Consider the following 23,092-nt stretch of genomic DNA (forward strand, 5'->3'; position numbering starts at 1 on the left):
TTGAGGGGCTAGCGGGATGTCGGTGCGGAGAGCGACGCCGAGGCGGTGGCCGCGCGGCGTGGCGCACAGTAGATGCGCGGCGAGTCGTTGTAGGCGACCGCGGCTGCGCTGCCCACACGAATCAATTGATAGTAATCCGTATGGTCGGCGCGCAGACCCGGCAGAAAGCGGTATACGGTCTCGTCGTCGACGCTGTCGTTCATCTGTCGCGTGGCCCGCGTGGTGTGGATTCGCAACTGATCGCCCAACGACTGATAATCGAATTCTGCGGCGCGATGCACGCGCTCGGTTGCGTCGCCCGTGCGTTCGTTCTGGAAAAAACCGATAAACCGCGCGAAGCCTGTGCCCGAGGGCCGGTAAGTCACATCGAGTTCGCCCCATATGCGTGCGCGCCGGTTATCGGTTTGGGCGACGAATTCGAGATCGCCGACGCAATCCCACGTCACGCGGTCGGTGGGTTGCGCAAGCCACCAAGCGACCGGCCACGGCAGCAAGACCGCCGCTACGGCGCCCATCCACACGAACCGCCGACGAATACCCGAGTTCATGAGGATCCTTTGGCGTTGGCGGGAGGCGTGATGAGGTAGGACATGCAGTCGGGGAAGTCCGACTCGACGGGGCCCTCGCACAGGAGGTAACTGAACAGGTCGTCGTGAACCGTGCCGTTCACATACACGAAGCGCGTGTCGACATTGTCGACCGACACTGGCGGCTCATGCTTGAGCATGGCCAGACGCCGGGCGACATACGCGGTGTCCTGCGCGCGATCGGCGGTCACGAAAAAGCGCTTCGTGTCGTCGCCGGGCACCGGTTGCCAGACGGCGGCGCTCGTCACGTTGTGCATGCCGGCACGCAGTTTGGGCGTGACGTACGTGGCCGCCGCCGCGCTGAGCAGCGCCACGACGGCCCACAGACCGGCGGCGATACCCCATCGCACGGTGTTGCGCGGCGAGGTGGCTTCTCGTGCACCCGGAAGTGTGGGCGGAAATGTGGACGGTGGGGCGGACGAAAATTCAGGTGGTAGTGCACCCGGCCTTGCTTCCGGATTCGACGCGCGCTTATCGGATTCGACGGGCGTATCGGCAACGGTCGGTGGGAGATCGCGCGTCGATGCCGACGGCGAAACGGAAACGGCGGGGGCTGCAATGGAAGGCGCGATGGGGGGCACCCCCGGAAATTCGCGGGGCGTCGACGCCAAAAAATCGGTGAGATCTTCGTCTTCAGTTTGGGCAATTTCCTCGCCAAGATGCGGCATCGGGAGCACGGGAGAGACCGGCATGACGCTGGGAGCGGTGCTCGCGTCGACGAAGCGGCTGATCTTGTCGGTCTGATTCAGGCGATAGCCGATGCGTGGCACCGTCGCGAGCAGTGCCGGATCTGCGCCGGCCAGTTGCAGCGCGCGCCGGATCTGAACGATGGCCTGACTGAGATTGTTCGAGGTGACGACGGCGCCGTACTGCTCCCACGCTTCGGTCAGCAGCGTGCGCTTGGTCACAATGCCCCCTTCGGCCTGAACCAGCACCAGCAAGCATCTGCCGGCCGCCGCGCCCAGCGGGATCACATGCTCGGGCTCGGCCACGTTGGTCAGCGACAGCGTGTCGCTGTCGAAGCGGGCGGCGTCGCCGATCAGGAAATTGGCCATGGGATCGATCTTCTATCGGCGGGAATGGCTGAGGCGTGCCGGGGATGCCCGAACGCTGACGCAAAGCATCGATGTGCGAAGGCGTGGCATGACTTGGCTATCCGCAAACTACGTACTTGTTGTTGGGGAACATCTTACGCCGAAATGCGATGGCGAAGCGGGTCCTCCCTAACGTCATACCGGTGCCGCGCCGGTCTGATGCGTGTCGCGAAGGCGATGCCTGCGACGCGGCCGTACCAAAAAAAACCGCACACGTCTCGCGAGGTGTGCGGTTGCCGTCTCGGCGTTACGCCGCCGGATCCGGACGTTCCGGGTCGTCCGGTGGCGTCGGGTTCACGCGCGTATCGCACAGGATCATCGATTGCTGGGACGTCACGCTCTGTCCGGCTCTGTTCGTGACCGTGACTTGGGCGAACACCTGACAGATTTTGTACAGGTACTGGATGCGCACCCATGGGTAACGGAATTCGACACGGCCATCGACATCGTTGCGGCCGACATACTTCTCGAAGGGGAAATTCACGATCGCCGTATCACCCGCGTGTCCGAACTCGGCCTTGTTGACCGGGCCGCCCGTGCCGTTGCGGCGGAACCGGGCGGTGATATGGATGCGCAGCAGATCGTCTTCCTTCATGTTGACGTAGCTGGGGACGAAACACGAAAGATAGCCGAGTGCCGTGCCGTCCGTGTAACCCAGCGGCTTTTCGAAAAAAGGCGCCGCAATCGGGTCGCCGCCGCCCGGCAGATCCGTCGCAGATTCCACCACGACGTTTTGCTTCGGCGAGTAGGCGGTGTTGGTGACCGCCGTGACGCCTGCGCCGGCTGCCCGCACCTGCCGGGTGCTGGAGTAACTCGCCAGCCACGTGCCGGTGCCGAACTCGATGATCGTCGCGGCCGGAATCGGGCGCACGAGCGGGGCCTTTGCGGCGACGTCGGCCGCGCTCACCGTGATCGTCGCGAACGGCACGGCGGTCGCGTCGGTGATCGGATCGACGCCGTAGTAGAGATTGATGACGTCGTTCTCAATAAACGCGTCGGCGCCGGTCGGTGTATCCGTGTTGAGCCACGGGATGATCATGCTCGCTGCGTTGCGCGAATCCTCCACCGGAATGTAGTTTTCGCGATCGCCGGCGGCCCAGCTTGCGTTGCGTACGGTCGGCGCTGCGAGCTTCTCGTTTTCCGGCGTGATCGGGTCGGGGTCGATACCACCGGACTGATCGAGGTTCACGATCACCGTCTTGGCGGTTGCAGGGCTGCCGATCAGGCGGCCGGCGCGCCAGACTTCGTACGTGACGTTGACGTTGACGTTCCCGCCGGCGGCGCCACTGGCGGCAACCGTTGCATACGGCACGTCCACGTTCAGCATCGGATCGTCGGTACCCACCGGGTCGGGGATCGGCCTCGGATCAAGACGTGCGGTGCCCCAGAGCACGACGATCTGATCGCCGCTCTGGATCGAGGCATTCAGGGGAATGCCGACTCTGACCGGCGTGCGGGCGTCAGACTCGTTGATCAGGTTGTTGTCGTCGAACAGCACAACGACCGGTGTTCCCAAATCGTCGATTCCCTCACTGACGAAGACCGGGAATGTCACGCTAGTCGATCGGGGCGACGTGTTGCCGGCCAGATCCGTGATGTCGTACGTCACCGACCAGTTGCCGTCCCCCAGTGTCTCGATGGCGGTTCGGGGAATCTTGATTTCCAGCGGGTTTCCGGACTCCCCGAGCCCGATCCTCTGTGAAAACTGTGCCGTACTGCCGTTGGCAGCGTTAACCACGTAGACCGTCACCAGATCGCCATCGATACGGCCCGTGTAGCCGGAGATCGTGAGGGGGAGTTCGTCGCCGAGCGCAGTAAGCGTCGAGTCGCTCAGCCCGCCGTCTTCGACGCCATCGGGCAGGTCGAGACGGCCGAGTCGCGGGATCCCGGGCCTTTCCGTATCGACGATGAACGTGGTCGGGTCGCTCTGATCCGACTCGTCGCCCGTGATCGACGAAATCACCGAGTAGGACGCGCGGTGCAAGCCATCGGGGCGAGGCGCCGGGATATCGAAGGAGATCGCTCCCGCATCCTGTTCCGCCTGCGTGATTTCACGCATCATCAGCTGAGCGCCGTCATACATCACCCGAATAAAATCGCCGGCGCCCCAGTCCGCGAGCAGCACCGAAGTCAATGTGAGCGGATTCGCGCTCCACGCTGTCGAGAGCAGCCGGTTCGCGGGAAAGCCGTCGGGCAAGGGGGCTTGCGCAGCAATGTCCACGGACAGGACGTTCGGCTTGTCGTCCATGATCTCGATAAGACCCGAGCGCGCGGTGCGTACTCGCCGGGGCGGGACCGGGGGGTCCAGGGGGACGACCATCGTCACACTGTCATTGGATTCCATGTTCGAACTCCATCGAGTGAAAGAAAAATTGCCTTCCCGTTCCCGGAAGACGAGGGCGGCGGGGTGCCCATTGTGGCGCTGGGTATTTGTGCGGAGAAACTGTCAACGTTGACAGTTGGCGGGCATCGTTCGCCGTGGCCTGATGGAGTTCCCGAAAGCGGGATGCGCTGCGCGAGACACGCAGCATTTTTCCTCTGGTCACACGTTCTTGCGGAGATATCTCATGCTCATGGACGAACCCCTAGCGGCCGCACCGGAAGATGCCGGTGATGGCGAGACCGCCTCATTCGCGAACACGCAAGCCCGGGCGGATATCACCGACGCTCCGGTGGAACCCGCCGAAGCGCCGACCGACCTGACCAATGCGCCAGCGGCTCTCGACGACGCACCGGCCGACCTCTCCCACACCGAGACGGACTTCCCCGCGGTGCCGATGACATTCGCGGCAGCGCCGGCGACGCTCTCCGCCGCCCCGGCGACGGACATCGCAGCCGTCTCGCTCGACATTACCGATGAGACCGGCGCGCTCGCCGGCCTGATCGCACCGCGTGTGCCGGTGGCCGAAGCGTACGGCGGCGTCGGTTATCGCGACATCAGCAAACCCGACGGCAAGGTCATCGTCATCGTTCCGCCGAATCTGGAGTACGTCCCCGGCGATACCGTATTGCTTTACTGGAAAGACGATAAGACGGCGGCGCAAACGTACACGATTGAGCCCAAGGACCTGTTCAACCCGCTGACGATTCCGGTCGATTCTCTGTGGGTGGAGCGTCAGGGCGACGGGCTGATTCCCGTTTGGTACACCTTCACGTCGAGCATCAACAACGAAGTAGCGGCATCGCCCAAGTTGATGGTGGTCGTGAAGACGACGGTGCCTGGCGGCATCGACCCGGACCCGGTGCTCACCCCCGAGACCAACGAGCGACTGGCGCCGCCGCTCGTGCCGTCGATCGTGATCGGTCCTTCCGAGGCGGCGCTGGGCGCCATTGTTCATGTGCCGGAATGGCTGAACATGCACGTGGGCGACAAGTTGCGCGTGCGCTGGGGCACGCAGGCGGTCTATCACCCGCCGCTGACCGCCGAGGAAGTCGGCAAACCCGTCGCCGTGACCGTTCCCGAGCGGATCATTCTGGCCGCAGGCGACGGCGAGAAAATCATGGTCACGTACGACATCGACGATGTCGTGCGCGAGTGGTCCTACAACTCGCCGGCCGCGTTCGTCAATGTCGAAGCGTCCGGCGCGACGCTCCTGAAACCGGGCGTGCTCCAGGCGAGCGGCGATCAACTGAATTTCACCGGGCTTCAAGGCGCTGCGGCCGACGTCATCGTGACGTTCCAGAATCCGCCGATGGTGGTCGGCGATATCGTGCGGGTGCACTTCGACGGCATGTCCCGGGGTGGTTTCGAAGTGGCGTACTTCGTCGATATTCCGGTCCAGTCGGCCGGATCGTTTATCTTCGCGAATATACCGAACAACGTGATCGGCAATGTCGTGCCGGGGATCGCTTCGGTGTATTACGTCGTGAGGAGCGCAGCCGGACAGGAGAAAGCGCGTTCGCAGCGCCTGTCGCTGACGATTACGGGGCGGGCGGTCATTCTTCCGGCACCGTCGGTCATGGAAGCGGACGGTGCGACGCTGGATCCGGCGAAGGTGACGAATGGCGCAACGGTCATCGTGCCGTCGTGGCCCGGCATGGCGCTGACCGACCAGGTGACGATGATCTGGGAGGGCACGCGATCGAGCGGTCTGACGCTGTCTCACAGTGAGACAAAGATCGTTGGCCCGAACGACGTGAACCAGATCATGGTGTTCGGTGTGCCGAAGTCGGCGGTCGACGGACTGGCCGGCGGTAATGTGCGCGTGTCCTACTTCGTCACGCACGGTGCCGACAGACCCCGGAATTCGGAACGTCTGGTGCTCGACGTCCTCGGCACGATTGCGCTGGAACGGCCCGACGTGGGGGGCGTGGTCAACGGCGAGTTGATACCGCCGAATACGCCCGGGGCCGGGGTGCAGGTCACGGTTCCCATGTGGGAACTGATGGCCGCAGGCGACAAGCTCGAATGGTTCTGGACGGGCGTATCGCCCGCGGGCACGACCAGCGGCTCCGTGATACTCGATCGCACGCAGGTCACTCGGCCCTATGTGTTTGCCGTACCGCGTACGGTGGTCGACGCGAATGCCAACGGCCGGGAGAGCGTGTCGGTGTCGTATCGAGTCACGCGCGCGGGCAGCGAAGTCGCGCAGAACTCCGCGATCAATCAGTTCCGGGTTACGCCGCCGCTGGCGGAAAGACTCGCTGCGCCTTCGGTCGATCAGGCAAGCGGGGGCATTACGCTCGATCCGGATAGCGTGCCGCCGCAAGGGGCGACCATCCGCATCCCGATTTACGACGGCATGATCAGTGGCGATCTTGTCTACGTGCGATTCGGATCGGCGGTCGGGCCCGAACTGATCGGCACTATCGACGTGACGAAAAACCTAGTCGGCCATGAACTGACGATTCTCGTGCCGAAGAGCAAGGTGCAGCAGTATCTCGGTGGTCCCGTCGTCGTGAACTACTCGGTGTTGAGCCCGGGGGGAAAGCTGCGCGACTCGGCAAACCTGGTATTGAACATCGCCACGGAAGTCAAGTGGCCGGCGCCGAGGGTGGATGAAGCGGACGGCGATTCTCTCGATCCGGTGGTGGCCGCAGGGGGCGTGACGACACGCATTCTGCGCAGCACGCAGATGGAGCGCAACGACCGGCTCGTCTTGCATTGGGGCGCGCCTGGCGACCCGGGATATTACATCGACAGCATCACCGTCAGTACGCAGCGCGATTACCGCTTCCTCGTCGAACCGGAAGATGTCGCACCGTGGATCGGCAAGACAGTGCCGGTTCGCTACGAAGTCGTGCGCGCAGGGGTGACATTCCGATCCGAGACGCTCAACCTCCGGATCGGCGCCAGTGCGACGGAACCGCTGCCGGCGCCGACGATTCCCGAGGCGCCGAACGGTGTGATCGATCCGGCGACCATCGGTACGAAAGTGACGGCGCGCATCAACGTGTATCCGGGCATGCAGCTGGGCGATTTCATTACCATGACCTGGGGCGGCGGCGTTGGCAGCGGTGGCCTCGAATGGACGATCGATGTGTCGTCCACCGTGGTCGGCAGACCCATCGAGCGCGATATTCCACTTGCGAACATCACGGCGTTCGAAGGTCGGGAGGTGGTGCTCAAGTACACCGTCGATAGCGGCACGCCGCCGCTGCGCGAGTCGGAGGAGTACACGGTCAAGATCGAGCGCGCTTCACTCACGCTTCCCGCGCCGCGCGTGCCGGCGGTCTCGGCGGGGGTTCTCGATCCGCGTCAGGTGCCGTCGGGTGCGCAGGTGCTGGTCGATCGGCACGCAAGCATGCGTCTGGGAGACTTGATCGTGCTGCACTGGGATAGCAGCAAGCCAGGCGGCAGTTTCACGCATAGCGAACTGGTCGGCAGTGCACAGACGCCGATCCCGTTTACCGTTCCGATTGCCAATGTGCTGGCCGGCGTCGATGGGACGGTCGAAGTCTGGTTCCAGGTGATGCGCGGCGCCACGGAAATTGCCACGGGCGAGGTACTGACCTTCGCGATTCGTCAGTCGGCGTTGCCGCTGCCGGTCTTCACGCTGGCGAACGGGCAACTGCTCGATCCGGACCGCGTGCCGTCGACAGGCGCCACGGTGACGCTTGCCGCGTCGGGGCTGTTCCGCGCGAACGACCAGATCACGCTGAACTGGACCGGCACCGTCGGCGCCGGGACGGGGTCGACCACGCACACCGTCTCCGCTGCCGAAGCGGGCGGCGCGATCACGATGACGATGCCCAAGTCGGCTGTCGACGCCAACAACGGCAACACCGTCACGTTGGCGTACTCGGTCACACGGGCGGCGGGCGGCGCCATCGAGCGTTCGGGCAACAACATCTACGACATCCGGCGCGAGCTGGGCAGTGGCGATCTGCTCGTCATGGGGGCGCGCTACAACAGCAACAGCTATCGGGGATCGGGCGCATCTCAGTATCTGCGTTCGATTTCCGCGGTGGCCCCGCGCGGCGATCTGCTCGCGGAGTGGCGCTACGACGACGAAGTGACCTGGGTCACTGGCGTGACCTTCAAGGACACGCGTCCATGGGTCCCGCTCAAGGTGCGCTCGAAGACGAATCAGATCACGATCAATCCGGTCAATGTGGTCGGTTCGGGATCGGACAGCGTCTCGGCAACCGGGACCGCTGCGCTGGTGGCGATCCTCTCGCCTCGCAACAACGTCGCGGTTTGGGGGGCGAGAGCGGGCGGGAACGATCTGAGCAACAACACGGCCATCCTGACGATCGACAACGTCCGCGAGGTGTCTTCGACGTCGAGCGCCTTCGCGCTGCGCTACGAGCAGGGACAGGTGGCGACATTCGGCAATACGACGTATGGCGGCTCGATTCCGCAAGCCAGTCGTGGCATTACCGATGCCGTGCGCATCCACGGCAACAGCGGCGCCTTCGTGGCCGTGCGCGGCGGGGGTTATCTCACGTCATGGGGGTTTAGCCAGTGGGGCGGCACGCTCGCCAACGGGGCGGATGCGCTTACCGATGTCGTGAAGGTGGCCTCCTCGGGCAAGGCATTCTGTGCGTTGCGGCGCGCCGGGCAGGTGGTCGCGTGGGGCGATGGGGCTTCGGGGGGGAATCCCAATCAGGGCATTACGGGGCTCTCCAATGTGCGCGATGTGCGGGGCAACTACACGTCGTTCATCGCCTTGCTCGACAACAAGTCCGTGATCGGCTGGGGCGACCAGACCGACGGCGGCCTGGTGCCCGGGGCTGTCGCTTCGCGTCGCGACATCATCGAACTGTCGTCTGCCACGGCGCGCTCGTTCGCGGTTCGCACGGAAGGCGGACAGGTGCTGGCGTGGGGCCGCCCCGGGTACGGCGACGTGGTGCCGAGTCCAATCAACGGTTTCATCGACATCGTGCAAGTCGTCGCGACGTGGGGCGCGTACTGCGTACTGCGCAGCAACGGTGCGGTTGCTTGCTGGGGAGATCCGAACCGCGGCAATTCGATGCCGGCGAACATCGGCCTGATGCGCAACATCGTGCACGTTTGCGGCACCAGCGGCGCTTTCGCCGCCCTGACGCGCGACGGCACGGTGGTGGTGTGGGGCAATCCGGCCCACACGAACATCACGGCGATTGCGCCGTTGCTCGTCGATATCGTTGCGCTGTACTCCAGTACCGAGTCGTTCGTGGCGATCAAGCGCAACGGCGGCGTGGTGACTTGGGGCGTGGCGGCCGGCGGCGGCGACAGCAGTTCGGTGCGGGCAGCGCTCGAGAACGGTGTGCGCTATCAGGCATCGGCGGGAGGGGTGATCGTGAACGCGGCGTAAGAGACGCCTGGACGGCGCTTGAGGTGGCGCTCGATGCACAGCGCCACCTCCCGCGCCGGAGGGCGTGACGCCAACCTTACGCGTAACGACGCGACAGCCGTTGGCGAAATGCGCAATCAAACGAATTGGAGGCTCTCATGGCTGAGCAAGACATTGGATTAGGCGGGCTGGCGATCGGCAATCTGGTCGCCCCGCAGGCTAACGACGCGGCGAATGGCGCCATCGATCCCGCCAAGCTGGGGACCCGAGGCGCGAGTTTCACGATTCCCGTTTATCCGGGCATGGCCGCAGACGATTACGTGGAATTCTTCTTCGATGACGGATCCGGCAACACGTTGATGGGCGACGCCGACGTGTCGACCAACACGGCGGGCAAGCCCCTCCCGATATGGGTGACCAAGGCTAACCTGTCCGCCTACCTCGACAAGACTGTCAAAGTGACCTACACGGTCAATCCCGGCGATGGGAGTGCGCCGGTCACGTCGCCACCGCTGTCGCTCTACATCGGCGTGAAAAAGGAGACCAAACTCAAGGCCCCCACGGTCGATGAGGCTGTCGGCGATCATCTCGAGAGCGAATTCGTCGACTTCGGCGTGCGCGCCCGTATTCCGATTTACGACGGCATGGCGATTGGCGACATGGTGAATCTGGCCGTCGGCAAGTCAGGCGATGCCGGTTTCTACCAGGACTCGATCAAGGTGCGTGCCGTGCGTGCGGTGACGTTCTCCATCCCGCCGGAAGCCCTTGCGTCGTTCGACGACAAGACGATGCCGGTGAGCTACAACGTGGTGCGTGGCGCTCAGACGTTCTCGTCCGAGACGTTCAAGATGCGCATCGGCGACGCACAGGAAGAAGGGCTGCTGGAAATGCCGGCGATGGCCGACGCGATCGGTGGGGTGCTCAATCCGACGCTGCTCGGCGCGGCCACGACCGCGCTGATCGGCCCGTACACCGGGCTGGAGAGCGGCGATTACGTGCACGTGGTCTGGGGCGGCGGGCCGCCCAAGGGCTTCGAGACCACGGAGCAGATCTCGTCGCGGTATTTGACCGAGCCGTTCCCGGTGCGGATTCCGGCCGACAAGATCGCGGCATTCACCGACTCGACGACCGACCTGTATTACGAGAAGGAAATGCCGGACGGCTCGTGGCAGAAATCCCAGTCGCTCAAGGTGCAGGTCAGTCAGGCATCGGCAACCGCCGATCCGCCGTCGGTGCCCTTGTCGAGCGCCGGACAGCTCGATACGCGCGATCTCGATCCGCTCAAGGGTGCGGAGGTCATCGTGCCGCCGTACGCCGGCATGCGTGCAGGCGACACCATCGTCCTGAAGTGGGACAACGAAGACGACACCGGCGATTACACCAGCCCGGCCTATCTGGTCAAACCTGCGGACGTCCCCAATCCGCTGAGCTTTCAGGTGCCGTATCTGCTCGCGACGCGCGGCGGCGAGAAGTCCGTCGTGACGAGCTACGAAGTGCAGCGCGGCGGGGCCACGATCGTCAAGAGCGGGGAGCAAAAGCTGCTGGTGCGTCAGGTGCTGCCGACCGCGGTGACGATCACCGAAGCGAAGGAAGACGAAATCAACCCGGACGACTGCCGCACGGGGGCGCATGTGCAGTTGCCGTCCAGCGCCAAGTTCCGGGCGAACGACAAAGTGACATTCCACTGGGAGGGCGAGGGCGGGGCAGGCAACTACACGACGACCGTGACCGTTTCGCCGGAACAGGCTGGCGGCGCGCTGGAGATCGTGGTGCCGCAGGCGACGCTCAAGGCTGGTGTGAATCACTCGGCGTCGGTCGGCTACACGATCACGCGCGCGAACGGCACCCCTGACGAAACGGCGCCGCCTTCGATCTTCGACGTGATCGCCGTGCCGTCGAGCGGCATGCTGCGCGTGTTCGGCGCGCGCAACAACAGTGCGATCTACCGCTCTTCGTCGGTGCCGCAGTACCTGAGTGTGTTCCATCTGGTATCGGGTGAGCCGATCAAGGCGCAGTGGCGTTACGAGGACGAGACGGACTGGGTACTCGGACATCGCTTCAAGGACACGCGTCCGTGGATGCCCCTCAAGGTGCGCACGCAGGACGATAGCGCGACCTTCAACCCGGTGAACATCGCCGGTAACGGCCCCGATACGACCACGCGTGGTACGTCTTCGCTGATCGCGCTGCTCAACCGGGGCAGCGTGGCGGGGTTTGGCGCTTCCGGTTCGGGCGGTGTGGTGCCCTCGACGTTGCTCACGATCGACGACGTCGTCGAGACGAGTTCGACGAGCGCTGCCTATGCCTTGCGCCGGGCGAACGGTCGCATTACCGCATGGGGCAGTTCGGGGACCGGAGGCGTATTGCCCGAGAACCTCAACGTGACCGATGCCGTTCGTATCGTCGGCAACGGCTGGAACTTCGCGGTGCTGCGCGCGAACGGTCAGGTCATGACGTGGGGACCGACCCCGACGGCCGGCGTGCCGGTGCCGGCGCCGATTGCGACGCTCAACGATATCAAGTCTGTCTGGGCTTCCGGTCACGCATTCGCCGCGCTGCGCAAGACCGGCCAGGTGGTGGCGTGGGGCACGGCAACGACGGCTGGTGCGGTACCCAAGGACATCGGGGACCTCATCGACATCGTCGACGTTCGGGGCAACTACACGGCTTTCGCAGCCTTGCGCAAGAACCACACCGTGGTGGCATGGGGGGCCGACGGCGGCGTGGTGCCGAGCGCCATTGCCTCGCGCGGCGACATCATGGAACTGGCGAGTGCCAGCGCGCGCGCTTTCGCGGTGCGCACGTTGGGCAATCAGGTACTGGCATGGGGACTGGCAACCCATGGCGGCACCGTGCCGCAGGAGATTTCCGATATGTCCGATCTCCTCGAAATCGTCGCCACCTGGGGCGCCTTCTGCGGGTTGCGAGGCAACGGGCACGTGGTGGCCTGGGGTAACGCGAATCAGGGGGGCGCGGTGCCGGCCCCCATCGCCATGCTCGACGACATCGTGCACGTGTGCGGGACGGGCGCGGCTTTCGCCGCGCTCCGCAAGGACGGCACCGTCGTGGCGTGGGGCGATGCGCAGGTCGGCGGCGACATCACGTCGGTCAAAGGGCAGTTGGTCGACATCGCGGCGCTCCATGCGAACTCGGAAGTGTTCGTCGCCGTCAAGCGCACCGGCGGTGTGGTCACGTGGGGGGTGCCGGCCAGCGGAGGGGACAGTACCAGCGTGAAAGCGCTTCTCGATACGAACCTCACGTATCGGGCGACGTCGGAGTCGCGTGGTCGCGTGTTGTCGGGGCTGTACGCCTGACGTTACCACGCGGCGTCCCTCGTCAGAGGGGCGTGCGGGCGCGTTGGCGTTTGGTGGGGACGCCAACGCGCAAGCCCGCACTTCGGTGTGCAAGACGGTGAGTGAGCGGGTGACCGTGCAGGTCGTTGAGCGGGTCACTGAGCACGGGGCAGAGCGAGCAAACGCGAGGAGGTTCTCATGGCCGAACTAGATGCGTTTCCGGGTGGTTTCTCAATGGGTGCGCTGACCGCACCACGCAGTGGCGATACGGTGGTCGACGGTGCGCTGGATCCTGACAAACTGGGCGCTCGCGGGGCGAGTTTTATCGTGCCTGCGTACGTTGGCATGAAGGATGGCGACCACATTTTGCTGCGCTTCGATTCGGGCGGCCCGCATGAGGCCACGGCAGACGCCGATGTCAGTACCAATACGATGGGCAAGCCGACCACGCTGCGAATCTCCAAAGCGTTGGTGGCGGCGGCGCTTGGCACGACCGTGACGGTCGATTACACGGTCGAACCCGAAGATGAGAGCGGGCCGGTCGACTCGGCGCCGCTGCGGCTCTTCATCGGCGTCAAGGCGGTGCCCGTGGACAAGCTTGCGGCGCCGTCGGTGGATGAAGCCATGGGCGACTACCTGGCGCCGGAGTCTGCCGCGCTGGGGGTGCACGTGCGCGTGCCGAGGTACGACAGCATGGCGCCGGGCGATGTCGTGAGCCTGAGCGTGGGCAGGCCGGGCGAGGCGAATCACCATACCGACACCATCGAGGTGCACACGGCGGAGGCTCTGACGTTCGCCGTGCCGCCCGAGGCGCTCACGCCCTTCGTCAATCTCTGGATGCCGGTGAGCTACAGCGTGGTGCGCGGCGCGCAGAAATTCTCTTCCGACGTTTTCCAGGTGCAGGTCGGCGATGTATCCGGCGAGGGATTGCTGGAGACGCCGGCCGTGGCGCAGGCGGTGCAGGGCGTACTGAACGTGGACCTGACCTCAGGTGGCGCGACGGCGCTGATCGGGCCGTACACCGGCATCAGGAGTGGGGATCAGGTGCGGGTCGTGTGGGCCGGCGGCCCGCCGAGCGGTTTCGCCGCGCTTGCGCAGGCGCCCGCAGGCGACCTGAGCGTGCCGTTCGACGTGTCGATCCCGGCGGCACAGATCACGCCGTATCTCGACAAGACGGTCACGCTTTACTACGAGAAGCAGATGCCGGATGGTACGTGGCTTCGCTCGAAGTTACTCAAGCTGCTCGTCAAACGAGGGCCTGTCACGTGCGAGTCGCCTTCGGTGCCGGCGTCGAGTGGTGGGCGACTGGATGTGCGCGACGTGGATCCGGTCGCCGGGGTGGAGGTCATCATGCCGCCGTACCAGGGAATGCAGGAAGGCGACGTCATCCGCATGACCTGGGACAACGAGGACAACACGGGCGATTACACGAGCGAGCCTTATGGGCTCAAGCCGACCGATGTCGGTCAGCCGGTGAGCTTTCATGTGCCCTTTGCGCTGGTGATGCGCGACACCGAGCAGGCGGTCACGATCGCCTACGAAGTCGTGCGCGAGGGCACAACCATCGTCCAGAGCAAGTCGCAGACCTTGCTCGTGCGCCAGGTGCGCTCGCCATCGGCGATGATCGACGAAGCCGTCGGCGATACGATCAATCCCGAGGATTGTGCCGGCGGCGCACACGTGCATATCCCGATATCGGCGAAGCTGCGTGGCGGCGACAAGGTCGTCGTCACCTTGCAGGGACAAGGGGGCGGCGGCGAGTACAACTCGACGGCGACCGTCTCGCCGGAACAGGTGGGCAGCGAGTTCGAGATCGTCGTGCCTGAGGCTGCGCTGGTCGCGAACGTGGATCGCACGGTGGCATTGCGCTACACCATCGAGCGGCAGAACGGTGCGCCGCCCGAGGACGGTCCCGCAGCGGTGTACGACGTGGTGTCCGCGCCGCTCAGCGGCTTGTTGCGGGTGATGGGCGCGCGGGCCAACAGCGGCCAGTACCGCGCGTCGTCGGTGCCGGAGCATCTGAGTGCATGGCATCGGGACACGCAGGCGTCGGTGCAAGCGGAATGGCGCTACGAGGACGAGTCGACGTGGCGCAAAGGGGCGAGCTTTCGTGACACCCGCCCGTGGGTGCCGCTCAAGGTACGCGCGCTCGACGACAGCGTAACGCTCAGTCCGGTGAATATCGCCAGCGACGGTTTGGGCAGGATCGTGCCCGGCTATGCATCGATCATCGCGACATGCCGCGATGGCGGCGTCGTGGGCTGGGGGCAGCCGCAGTACGGCGGGGATTTGCCCCCCAGGATCCGGAGTTACGACGACGTCGTCGAGGTCGGAGCGACCTCGTACGCCCTGGCGCTGCGCCGCGCCAACGGTCGTATCGACATGTGGGGACTTGAGGCGGGGGGAGGCAAGTTGCCGTCGGGGCTTTCCGTGATCGACGCCGTTCGTCTGACGGGCAGTGCGTCCAGCTTCGCCGTGTTGCGCGCGGACGGATCGGTCCGCGCCTGGGGCAATCCGACGGCGGGCGGCTCGCTGCCTGCGGCCATCGCGTCGCTCACCGATCTTCGCGCGCTGGCCTCGACCGAGGGCGCCTTCGCGGGGCTGCGCGCCGACGGTTCGATGGTGGCATGGGGCGCGCAGGCGAATGGCGGGGGTTTTCCGGTTGCCTACAACGTGTACAAGGACTTCGTCGAAGTTCGTGGCAATAGTTCGGCGTTCGTTGCGCTGCGCGCCAACAAGTCGCTGGTGACGTGGGGCAACGGCGCCGATGGCGGCACGTTGCCGGCGATCCTCGCCGTGCGCACCGATATCGCGTTTCTGTCCGGCGCCAGCGCGCGGGCGTTCTCGGCGATCACCACGGGCAAGCAGGTGGTGGCGTGGGGCTCGATCACACACGGCGCGACCGTCCCGACGGCAATCGCCAGCCTGAAAAATATCGAGGAAGTCGTGACCACCTGGGGGGCGATGTGCGCCCGCTGCTCGACCGGACAGGTCGTGGCGTGGGGGAACACCGGCGAGGGCGGTACGGTGCCGGCCGACGTGGCGGCGCTGCGCGACATCGTTCATGTCTGCGGTACGAGCGGCGCGTTCGCTGCGCTGCGCCGCGACGGCACTGTCGTGGTGTGGGGCAACCAACAGGTCGGTGGCGACATCTCCGCGGTGAAATCCCAGTTGGTCGACATCTGTGCGCTGTATGCCAACACGGAGGCTTTTGTCGCCATCAAGGCTGGCGGTGGCGTGGTGACGTGGGGCGTTCCCGTGAGCGGCGGCGACAGCGCCAGCGTGCGGGACCGTCTGGATGCCGGGTTGCACTACAAAGCGTCGGCAGAAGTGCGCGGTCGGTTGTGGGCGCTCACCCCGGTGTGATCCCAGGCAGATTTCAGGCAGGTCTTAGAGACTACGGAGCACGATCATGGATCTGAACGTTTTGGAAACCGACAGCGTAGGGACCCTGGCGACCTTGGCCGCACCGACGGTGTCCGATGCGAGCGGTAACAAGCTCGATCCCACGCTGTCGATGACGACCGTCGTGGTGCCGGTCTACGCCGGCAAGACGGCCAACGACGTGGTGACGTTGCGCTGGGACGGCAGAGCGGGCGCGGGCACCGTGACCGACAGCATTCGCGTGACGACGACGAGCGTGGCGCGTCAGATTCGCTTCAACATCGACGCGCCGGCCATCGCCGCCAACGACGGCGCAACCGTCACCGTCTGGTACAGCGTGCAGCACCAAACCGGCACACGGGAAGAGTCTATACGGCTGATATTGGAAGTTGGCGAGCAAGCGCCTGTCCCGGGCGCCGTGTTGCCGCCGCAAATGAGCGGTGTGGTCAACGGTGTGCTCAATCTCGACGGCATTCCCCCCGAAGGCGTGACGCTCACCGTGCCGGTCTACGGCGGCATGGCGCGCTACGACGCGGTCTTCGTCGGCATCAACGGCAATGAATGGGAAGACGGCAAGTCGCTCTCCAATACGACCGATGTCGGTCAGCCGGTGGTCTTCACGATCAAGCGCGAAGATCTCGCGAAGTTCTCCGGTCGCGAGGTCTCCCTGCGCACAACCGTGATCCCGTCGCGAGGGGGAGATCCGCTCCTCTCCCGAGAAATGAAGGTACGCATCCTTCAGGCCGTCGGCGCATTGCCGCCTGTCGTCGTGCCGCTCGCGCAGGGCAATTCGCTCGATCCGCTTGTGGTGACGACCCCCACGGTGGAGGTCGTCGTCAAACCGTTTCAGGGCATTGCGCAGGGCGACGTCATCACCTTCACGTGGGCGAACGACAGCGGTGTGCCGGCCCCGTTTTCCGGCACACAGACCGCAGGCGCCGTGCCACAGGTCGATTACGTCTTCCAGGTGCCGCGTGCGCACGTCGATCAGAATGTCGACAAGACGGCGAAACTGTCGTACACCGTCACGCGCGGCGGTGGCTTGCCGACGACGTCTCAAGTTCTGTCGCTGTCGATCGGCAAGCCGTTCGAAGGCACGGTGACGCTCGATCTGGCCGACAAGCAGTACATCGTGGCGGAAAAGCCGCCGAGGGATGTCCCCGAATACGGAACCTTCCTGCGCGAGGCATCCTTCGGTACCGCGCCGTACCGCTATTCGAGCAGCGACACATCCGTGGCGACCGTGCAGGCGACGGGGCGGGTATTGCTCACGGGTAACGGCAGAGCAACGATTACCGCCACGGACGCCACGAACCAGACACGCAGCTACACGCTCAACGTGAGCGGCATCCGGCAGATCTTCTTCGTCAGCCCGTCGGCCAACTGGGCGGGCGCGCGCACGGCGGCGGCAGCGGCGGGCGTACGGGTGCCGACAGTGGACGAATTCAAGGCGTTCTGGCGCAGCTACTACCCGAGCAGCGGGCCGGTGGCGAGCTACTCGGGATGGCTGAGTTACCGGTTCTGGACAGCCACCGAACTCGGTGCAGGCACCAGCTTCGCGTATGACCTGAACGGCGCGTCCGAGCAGGGCAATGCGACCGGGCGCAATCAGTCGGACTTCCTCCAGGTGCTGGGCATCGCACCCTGATCCCATCCATCTCGAAGCCATCGGCGTGCCACGCGGTGGGTGACGTGAGCGGCGCCTGCGGGCGCGCTCACGGGGCGTCGCTCGCCCGCTCGCCGGCAGGGAGTACATCATGAACAAGGTTCTCTGGCGCATCGCGCTCGTCGTCGCATGCACGACCGGCTTGCTGGCGACGTCGGGTGTCGCGCGCGCACAGGACGGCGCAATCACGGCCATCGACGGGGGGCAGAATCCCCGCCTCAACGGTGCCGATGTCGCCTACCTCATCAATCAGCGTTACGCCAACACGCCGGCGAAATGCTTCGTTCGCTCGCCCGTGCAGGAGTGTTCCGGCGTTCTTCTGCGTACGGCGCCTGCCGGCGCGGCCGGCGACCGGTTCTGGCGCATCAGTCCGGCGGAAATCGCCGCGGGGCGCGCGGAACTCAGCTATGCGCGTGCGGATCTGTCGGCCGTCAATCCACCGGCGTCGGTGGGCTTCGTGCTGGCCGACAGACCGACGGCGGCAGGCAACAACCAGGGGTACCAACTCGTTTGCGGATCGCTTGCGCAGGATCAGGGATTAGCCCCATGCCCGGAAGGCGGCAATACGGTCGGCGTGAGTCCGTGGGACGCGAATTCCCCCGCGTCGCTTGCTGTGCAGGCGATTTACTACGATGCCGGACGCGGAGGCCAACTGGCGCAGGCGCTGAATTACCAGAAGCAATATTACGATTCGACGCGGCAATGGGTTCCGGTGCTCAGGGCATTTCTGGCGAATGCCGCAGCCGGTGTCGCGTTGGGTTTCGACGAGCGCGACCAACTGGATTGGGGGTATGCCGTCGTGAGAAATCTGGAAGCGCGATACGCCGATACGCGTATGACGTGTGATGGCGGGAGTGCGGGCTATGACTGTGCCGGCGTGCTGATTCGCGCCACCGGCTTCGGCGGCACGTTCCGTTCGTGGAATCCCAGCCCGAATTCGGTGTTGCGCGATGGGGTGTCGTTCTCCTATGTGCGGTCGGATATGTCGTCGGTGGTCATCGGCAATGCCGGCGTGATCATGCACGAATTGAACTACCCGAGTGCATACAAGCTCCGGTGGCGTTGTGCGTTTCCGCAGAACGCAGGCACCTCGGCCCGCGCCAACAGTTGCAATGTCGGTGGCGAAATGCGCCTGTGCGACGCGTTGGGCATTACCACGGCGGCTCAGTGGCGGGCGCGGTACAACTCCAACTCGAACATCGCCTGCGGGCTGGGCCCCAGCGCTGCGCAGTTCGCCGTATTTGCCGATCTGCGAAGGCAGTTATTTTCGGGGCACAACGAAATCATCATCGGCGCGTGGCCGCAGAACATTCCCGAGCAGCTCCCCCTGCAAGCGTTCTTCTATCCCGGTGACGCTCAGCGACCGGGCGCGCAGTTCATCCAGCAAGACTACATGTCGACGACAGGACGCTTCATGCCGATCGTGCGCGTGAGGTTCTCCAACCCGCCGGGTTCGATCTTCACTTACTCACCCGACGACCAGACCGGGGCGATGCGACCCGGTGCGTTGCTGGCGGTGCCGACAGGCGGCGATAGCGACTAGAGAAATGAGCGATTTTCGAAAGAAAAATTAATTCGGTATACAACACGTCTACCTGTCAACGTTGACAGTTTCCGCAGGGCATACGCGTCGATAACCTGACTTCACCACTATGAAATGAGAGGTGAATGATGCGAGTCGATGTCCTGCGGGGCGACCAATTGATGCCCTGTACGCGTGCGGAAATTGCGCGCTTTCGCCACCGGGTTTTTATCGAAAAACTGGGCTGGCAAGTCAACGCTTCGTCGTCGTGTCCCACGCCGAACGAAGGGGAAGAAACCGATGAGTACGATCATGATGAGACCATCTACATCACGATCCGGGGGACGCAAGATGCCATCGTAGGATGTGCCCGTTTGCTGCCCGCAAAGAACCGGTATCTATTGGGAGATCACTTCCGACATCTCGTCGACGATCTGCCTGCGGCGACTCACGTCGCTGCGGCGTCTCATGCGAGTCCGGCAATGATGGATAACGGTGAGTTCACGACGCCGGTGTGGGAGTTGTCTCGCTTTGCCTGGGACCGGCCCGAGTCCGAGGTGATGCCGGGTGGGGGGGGCGACGGCAAGCAGGGTGCCCGCGAACTGTTGCGTGCGGCCGTGTTCACGGCGCAGGCGCTGGGCGCGCACCGGCTGATCGGCGTGACATTCGTCAGTCTGGCCCGTCTGTTCGTGCAACTGGGCGTTCCCACGCAGAAACTCGGTGCCGCTTATCGGATCGACGGTCGGTGGGTAGCGGCCTATCGCATCGATATCGATCGGGTAACGCTCGGGGCGCTGGGCCTGCTCGGCGTCATGCCCGCAGCCGCAGACCCGGTGGCGTCTACATCGCCCTGGCGTATGTCGGGCGATGTATCCGATGTCATCCCACCGGCAAAGACGCTTACGCAGTTATACGCTAGCGCCACATGACGAGCCGGATGGCGCTCTGCACTTTGTTGCGGCAGCCGGTCTTGTCGAGACAATTGCGAATGTGAAAGTTGACGGTTCGCGTGGAGATGCCGAGGATATCGCCGATTTCGTCGGCGGTTTTCCCTTCGGCGGTCCACAACAGCACTTCGCGTTCGCGTGCCGATAGCGACGCCACGTCGAAGGGCGGGCGTTGCGGGCGCAGCAGGCGGCTCATCGATTCATGGGTGTAGTTTGCCAGCACACCCATCCCGACCTGCAACGAATTCAACTCGATCGGCGAGAGGTGTTCCGACGATCGTCAAAAACTCAGGAGTCCGAACTCACCGTACGGTCCCCAGCTCGATCTCGCCACACCGTGATTGAGGCCGAAATCGCCGGCGTCGCGCCAGAGTTCATCGGCGCGCGGCAACGACGGATCGCGCCAAGACAGCAGACGTTCCGAGTGCCCGCCTACGACGACCGTCGGATCGATTTCAAGAAATCCCTTTTGACTGTAGTGAGCCATCCAGCCCGCCGGATAGCTGTCGAAGACACGCACTTCGGACTGCGTGGCGGTGCGGTGATGTCGAAAACCGTAGCTGCAAAATTCGAATCCGATACGTTTGGAAAACGAATCGATTTGTTGGAAAAGTTTTTGCGAGTCGGTAATCCCGTTGCAATCGTCGTGAATCGTTTCGAGCAAATGCATCAAGGCAGACATGATGTCTCCAGGGGAATGAAACTGATGCTTGTGCAGACAATTTTTGTTAGCGACACCGACTCCCTGCGCGCGTACGACGCCTCCACGGTGAATATCACCGTGTTGGCCCCTGGGTCGTATAGCGCGTCGGAGTTTTAAATGGAATGCAAAAAAGATGGTGCTGCTCACGTTTGCAATCGGTTCGCCCGCCGTTGCGATGCTTTGAATCGAAAGCTACGTATCCGTGTGGAGCGGTTCTGGCCGCATGTATCAACTGAAATCCCTACACCGATGGGCTAAGAATATCAACCAGTTGACGAGTTTTCAACGCGGGCATCTAATTTATTGAAAAACGAGACCTCTCGAATTTCAAGATATTATTTTGTTGTTATCTTGGGCGTAAAATCAAAAAGTTTGTCTGAAAAAAACCTCTTGGTTTACATGTTTTCCTTGTGTTATCTCGCCCGATATTTTTTTGAAAATAATTTTCAATTATGCTAAGGGTTTGTGCCTATTTTGACAAATTTTAATTATTTCGTCATTTAAATTGTATTCAGTCCGTCGGTTTTTGTTTGCTTCGATGGTCGAGGAATAAGCGCGGTGAATGTTTTTACATCGGCAGCGAGAGTCTTGTTGGGGAGCGATGGTGCGTCGCGTATGTCGCGTATGGCCCGGGAGGCTGACATCGACAGGGCAGGCCAGGGCGCGAAGCGACGCGGCGTGCCATGATCCGTCGTGGCGCGCGCGAACGCCGCGCGCGCCAGCGTCGGCGAGCTTAGAGCGCAGCGCTGTAGATCGCGAATGCGTCGGCTTCCGAAACCTCACGGGGATTGTTCACGAGCAGGCGGGTCTGGCGCATCGCATCGCTGGCCATACGGGCGATGTCGTCGTGCTTGACGCCGACTTCGCGCAGCGTGCGAGGAATGCCGGTCTCGACGATCATCGCGTCGATGTGCCGGATCAGCGCATCGGTGCGGGCTTCGTCGCTGCCCGTGGCTTTGACCGGCAGAATCACGTCGGCGAGTTCGGCGTAGTGCCGACTTGCGGCGCTTGCGTTGAAACGCATGACGTGGGAGAGCACCAGTGCGTTCGACAGTCCGTGGGCCACGTGGAAGATGCCGCCGATCGGATAGGCGAGCGCGTGTACGGCGGCCACCGGCGAGTTGGCGAACGATTGCCCGGCGAACATGGCGCCTACGAGCATCGCTTCACGGGCACGGCGGTCGCTGCCGTCGTTGCAGGCAGGCAGCAGGTTGCGCGAGAGCTGTTCGAGCGCCTTGACGGCGAGCATGTCCGACATCGGATTTTTCAGATGGGCTGACGTGTAGGCTTCGATCGCGTGCACCATCGCGTCGATGCCCGTGGCCGCCGTCGCCGCGCGCGGCAGGCCGAGCGTGAGTTCCGCGTCGAGAATCGCGAGATCTGCGAAGAGTTGGGGCGCGACCACGCCCATTTTCGTCGTCTCGCCGGTCGTGACGATCGACACGGCGGTCACTTCCGAACCGGTGCCGGCCGTTGTCGGCATTTATACCAGCGGCAGGCGCGAGCCCGTCACTTTCCTGACGCCATACATCTCCTGAATCGATTGGGTGCCCGGCAGCAGCACGGCGAGCAACTTCGCCACGTCCATCGACGAGCCACCGCCCAGCCCCAGCACGATCTCGGCGTCGGCCGCGCGAGCGCGCTCGGCCGCGTCAAGCACCACGTGCTCGGGCGGATCGGCGATCACGTCGTCGATGACCGAAACCTGCCAGTCGTGCTTTGCCAGATCGGCCAGCGCCGGGGCGAGCAAGCCGCTTTTGTGCAGGAAGCCGTCGGTGACGACGCAAAGGCGCTGGCCTGCGGGAAACTGCTCACGCAGCAAAGCGCCCAGACGGCGCGCAGCGCCGAATTCGACGACGACGGTGGGGACCGTCTGGAAACGAAACGGGTTCATGTCGATGTCCTCTTGATGTCTGTTGTCCCGGTTGACGCCGTACTACGCGAGCATCTGGCCGCGATCGATGAGATCGATGAGATCGATGCGATCAATGCGGTAGATGTCGTCGGGCGTCGGTATACGCGAACGCGTCATCAGCGCGTGGTCAACGGCGACCAGTGTCTGCTGCCCTTCGGACAATGACAAGGCGCGGGGCGGGGCCATTCGCGCGCCTGCGGAATGATGCGGTAGACCTTGTGCCGCCTTGTCTGCATGTTATTCGCTTCGAGCGCCCATGCACG

The 23,092-nt window shown here is 64.0% G+C and carries 12 protein-coding genes and 1 pseudogene; 6 read left to right on the forward strand and 7 right to left on the reverse strand.

What is annotated here, in order from left to right; genetic code table 11:
* Window positions 1-8: 8 nt before the first annotated feature.
* The 3 genes from PAN31108_RS06130 to PAN31108_RS06140 form a co-directional block, all read right to left on the reverse strand.
* Window positions 9-548 (reverse strand): hypothetical protein, encoded by a 540-nt coding sequence (locus tag PAN31108_RS06130; protein ID WP_150668006.1) that lies wholly within the window; start codon window positions 546-548, stop codon window positions 9-11.
* Window positions 545-1,642 (reverse strand): transcriptional regulator, encoded by a 1,098-nt coding sequence (locus PAN31108_RS06135; RefSeq protein WP_150668007.1) that lies wholly within the window; start codon window positions 1,640-1,642, stop codon window positions 545-547. The genes PAN31108_RS06130 and PAN31108_RS06135 overlap by 4 nt, the downstream gene beginning before the upstream one ends.
* A gap of 286 nt (window positions 1,643-1,928) precedes the next feature.
* Entirely contained in the window at window positions 1,929-4,025 is a 2,097-nt protein-coding gene (locus PAN31108_RS06140) for a hypothetical protein (protein WP_150668008.1), read from the reverse strand.
* Window positions 4,026-4,254: 229 nt separating this feature from the next.
* On the opposite strand from PAN31108_RS06140, the gene PAN31108_RS06145 reads away from it, so the two are divergent.
* From PAN31108_RS06145 to PAN31108_RS06170, 6 genes are all read left to right on the forward strand, one after another.
* The gene (locus PAN31108_RS06145) at window positions 4,255-9,420 is read left to right on the forward strand and encodes an RCC1 domain-containing protein (RefSeq protein ID WP_150668009.1); all 5,166 of its coding nucleotides are present in this window, start codon (window positions 4,255-4,257) and stop codon (window positions 9,418-9,420) included.
* A gap of 137 nt (window positions 9,421-9,557) precedes the next feature.
* A complete protein-coding gene (locus tag PAN31108_RS06150; RefSeq protein WP_150668010.1) occupies window positions 9,558-12,713 on the forward strand; it encodes an RCC1 domain-containing protein in 3,156 nt (1,051 codons plus the stop codon).
* A gap of 177 nt (window positions 12,714-12,890) precedes the next feature.
* Window positions 12,891-16,058 carry an RCC1 domain-containing protein gene (locus tag PAN31108_RS06155; RefSeq protein ID WP_150668011.1) on the forward strand — a complete coding sequence of 1,056 codons (3,168 nt, stop codon included), beginning with the start codon at window positions 12,891-12,893 and terminating at the stop codon, window positions 16,056-16,058.
* A 46-nt stretch (window positions 16,059-16,104) separates the two neighbouring features.
* Entirely contained in the window at window positions 16,105-17,724 is a 1,620-nt protein-coding gene (locus PAN31108_RS06160; RefSeq protein WP_150668012.1) for an immunoglobulin-like domain-containing protein, read from the forward strand.
* Between the two features lie 109 nt (window positions 17,725-17,833).
* On the forward strand, window positions 17,834-19,285 hold the full coding sequence (locus PAN31108_RS06165) for a hypothetical protein (protein WP_150668013.1): 1,452 nt from the start codon (window positions 17,834-17,836) through the stop codon (window positions 19,283-19,285).
* A 125-nt stretch (window positions 19,286-19,410) separates the two neighbouring features.
* Entirely contained in the window at window positions 19,411-20,193 is a 783-nt protein-coding gene (locus PAN31108_RS06170) for an acyl-homoserine-lactone synthase (RefSeq protein WP_150668014.1), read from the forward strand.
* On the opposite strand, the gene PAN31108_RS26710 is transcribed toward PAN31108_RS06170, so the two are convergent.
* The 4 genes and pseudogenes from PAN31108_RS26710 to PAN31108_RS26315 form a co-directional block, all read right to left on the reverse strand.
* The gene (locus tag PAN31108_RS26710; RefSeq protein WP_246183808.1) at window positions 20,180-20,461 is read right to left on the reverse strand and encodes a helix-turn-helix domain-containing protein; all 282 of its coding nucleotides are present in this window, start codon (window positions 20,459-20,461) and stop codon (window positions 20,180-20,182) included. The two genes, PAN31108_RS06170 and PAN31108_RS26710, sit on opposite strands and share 14 nt — an antisense overlap.
* Window positions 20,462-20,491: 30 nt before the next feature.
* Window positions 20,492-21,061 carry an autoinducer binding domain-containing protein gene (locus PAN31108_RS26715; RefSeq protein ID WP_246183809.1) on the reverse strand — a complete coding sequence of 190 codons (570 nt, stop codon included), beginning with the start codon at window positions 21,059-21,061 and terminating at the stop codon, window positions 20,492-20,494.
* 586 nt (window positions 21,062-21,647) lie between these two features.
* Window positions 21,648-22,808 (reverse strand): annotated as a pseudogene (locus PAN31108_RS06180) (iron-containing alcohol dehydrogenase).
* A 42-nt stretch (window positions 22,809-22,850) separates the two neighbouring features.
* Window positions 22,851-23,015: a hypothetical protein gene (locus tag PAN31108_RS26315; protein ID WP_174994871.1), complete on the reverse strand. Its 165-nt coding sequence runs from the start codon at window positions 23,013-23,015 to the stop codon at window positions 22,851-22,853.
* Window positions 23,016-23,092: the final 77 nt, after the last annotated feature.

This window comes from Pandoraea anhela (genome assembly GCF_902459655.1).
GTDB classification, from domain to species: Bacteria; Pseudomonadota; Gammaproteobacteria; order Burkholderiales; family Burkholderiaceae; genus Pandoraea; species Pandoraea anhela.

Coding starts and splice junctions, on each gene's coding strand:
- PAN31108_RS26315 (WP_174994871.1), bottom strand. CDS start 23,015: ATGGCCCCGCCCCGCGCCTTGTCATTGTCCGAAGGGCAGCAGACACTG.
- PAN31108_RS06150 (WP_150668010.1), top strand. CDS start 9,558: ATGGCTGAGCAAGACATTGGATTAGGCGGGCTGGCGATCGGCAATCTG.
- PAN31108_RS06140 (WP_150668008.1), bottom strand. CDS start 4,025: ATGGAATCCAATGACAGTGTGACGATGGTCGTCCCCCTGGACCCCCCG.
- PAN31108_RS06170 (WP_150668014.1), top strand. CDS start 19,411: ATGATGCGAGTCGATGTCCTGCGGGGCGACCAATTGATGCCCTGTACG.
- PAN31108_RS06165 (WP_150668013.1), top strand. CDS start 17,834: ATGAACAAGGTTCTCTGGCGCATCGCGCTCGTCGTCGCATGCACGACC.
- PAN31108_RS06155 (WP_150668011.1), top strand. CDS start 12,891: ATGGCCGAACTAGATGCGTTTCCGGGTGGTTTCTCAATGGGTGCGCTG.
- PAN31108_RS06145 (WP_150668009.1), top strand. CDS start 4,255: ATGGACGAACCCCTAGCGGCCGCACCGGAAGATGCCGGTGATGGCGAG.
- PAN31108_RS06130 (WP_150668006.1), bottom strand. CDS start 548: ATGAACTCGGGTATTCGTCGGCGGTTCGTGTGGATGGGCGCCGTAGCG.
- PAN31108_RS06160 (WP_150668012.1), top strand. CDS start 16,105: ATGGATCTGAACGTTTTGGAAACCGACAGCGTAGGGACCCTGGCGACC.
- PAN31108_RS06135 (WP_150668007.1), bottom strand. CDS start 1,642: ATGGCCAATTTCCTGATCGGCGACGCCGCCCGCTTCGACAGCGACACG.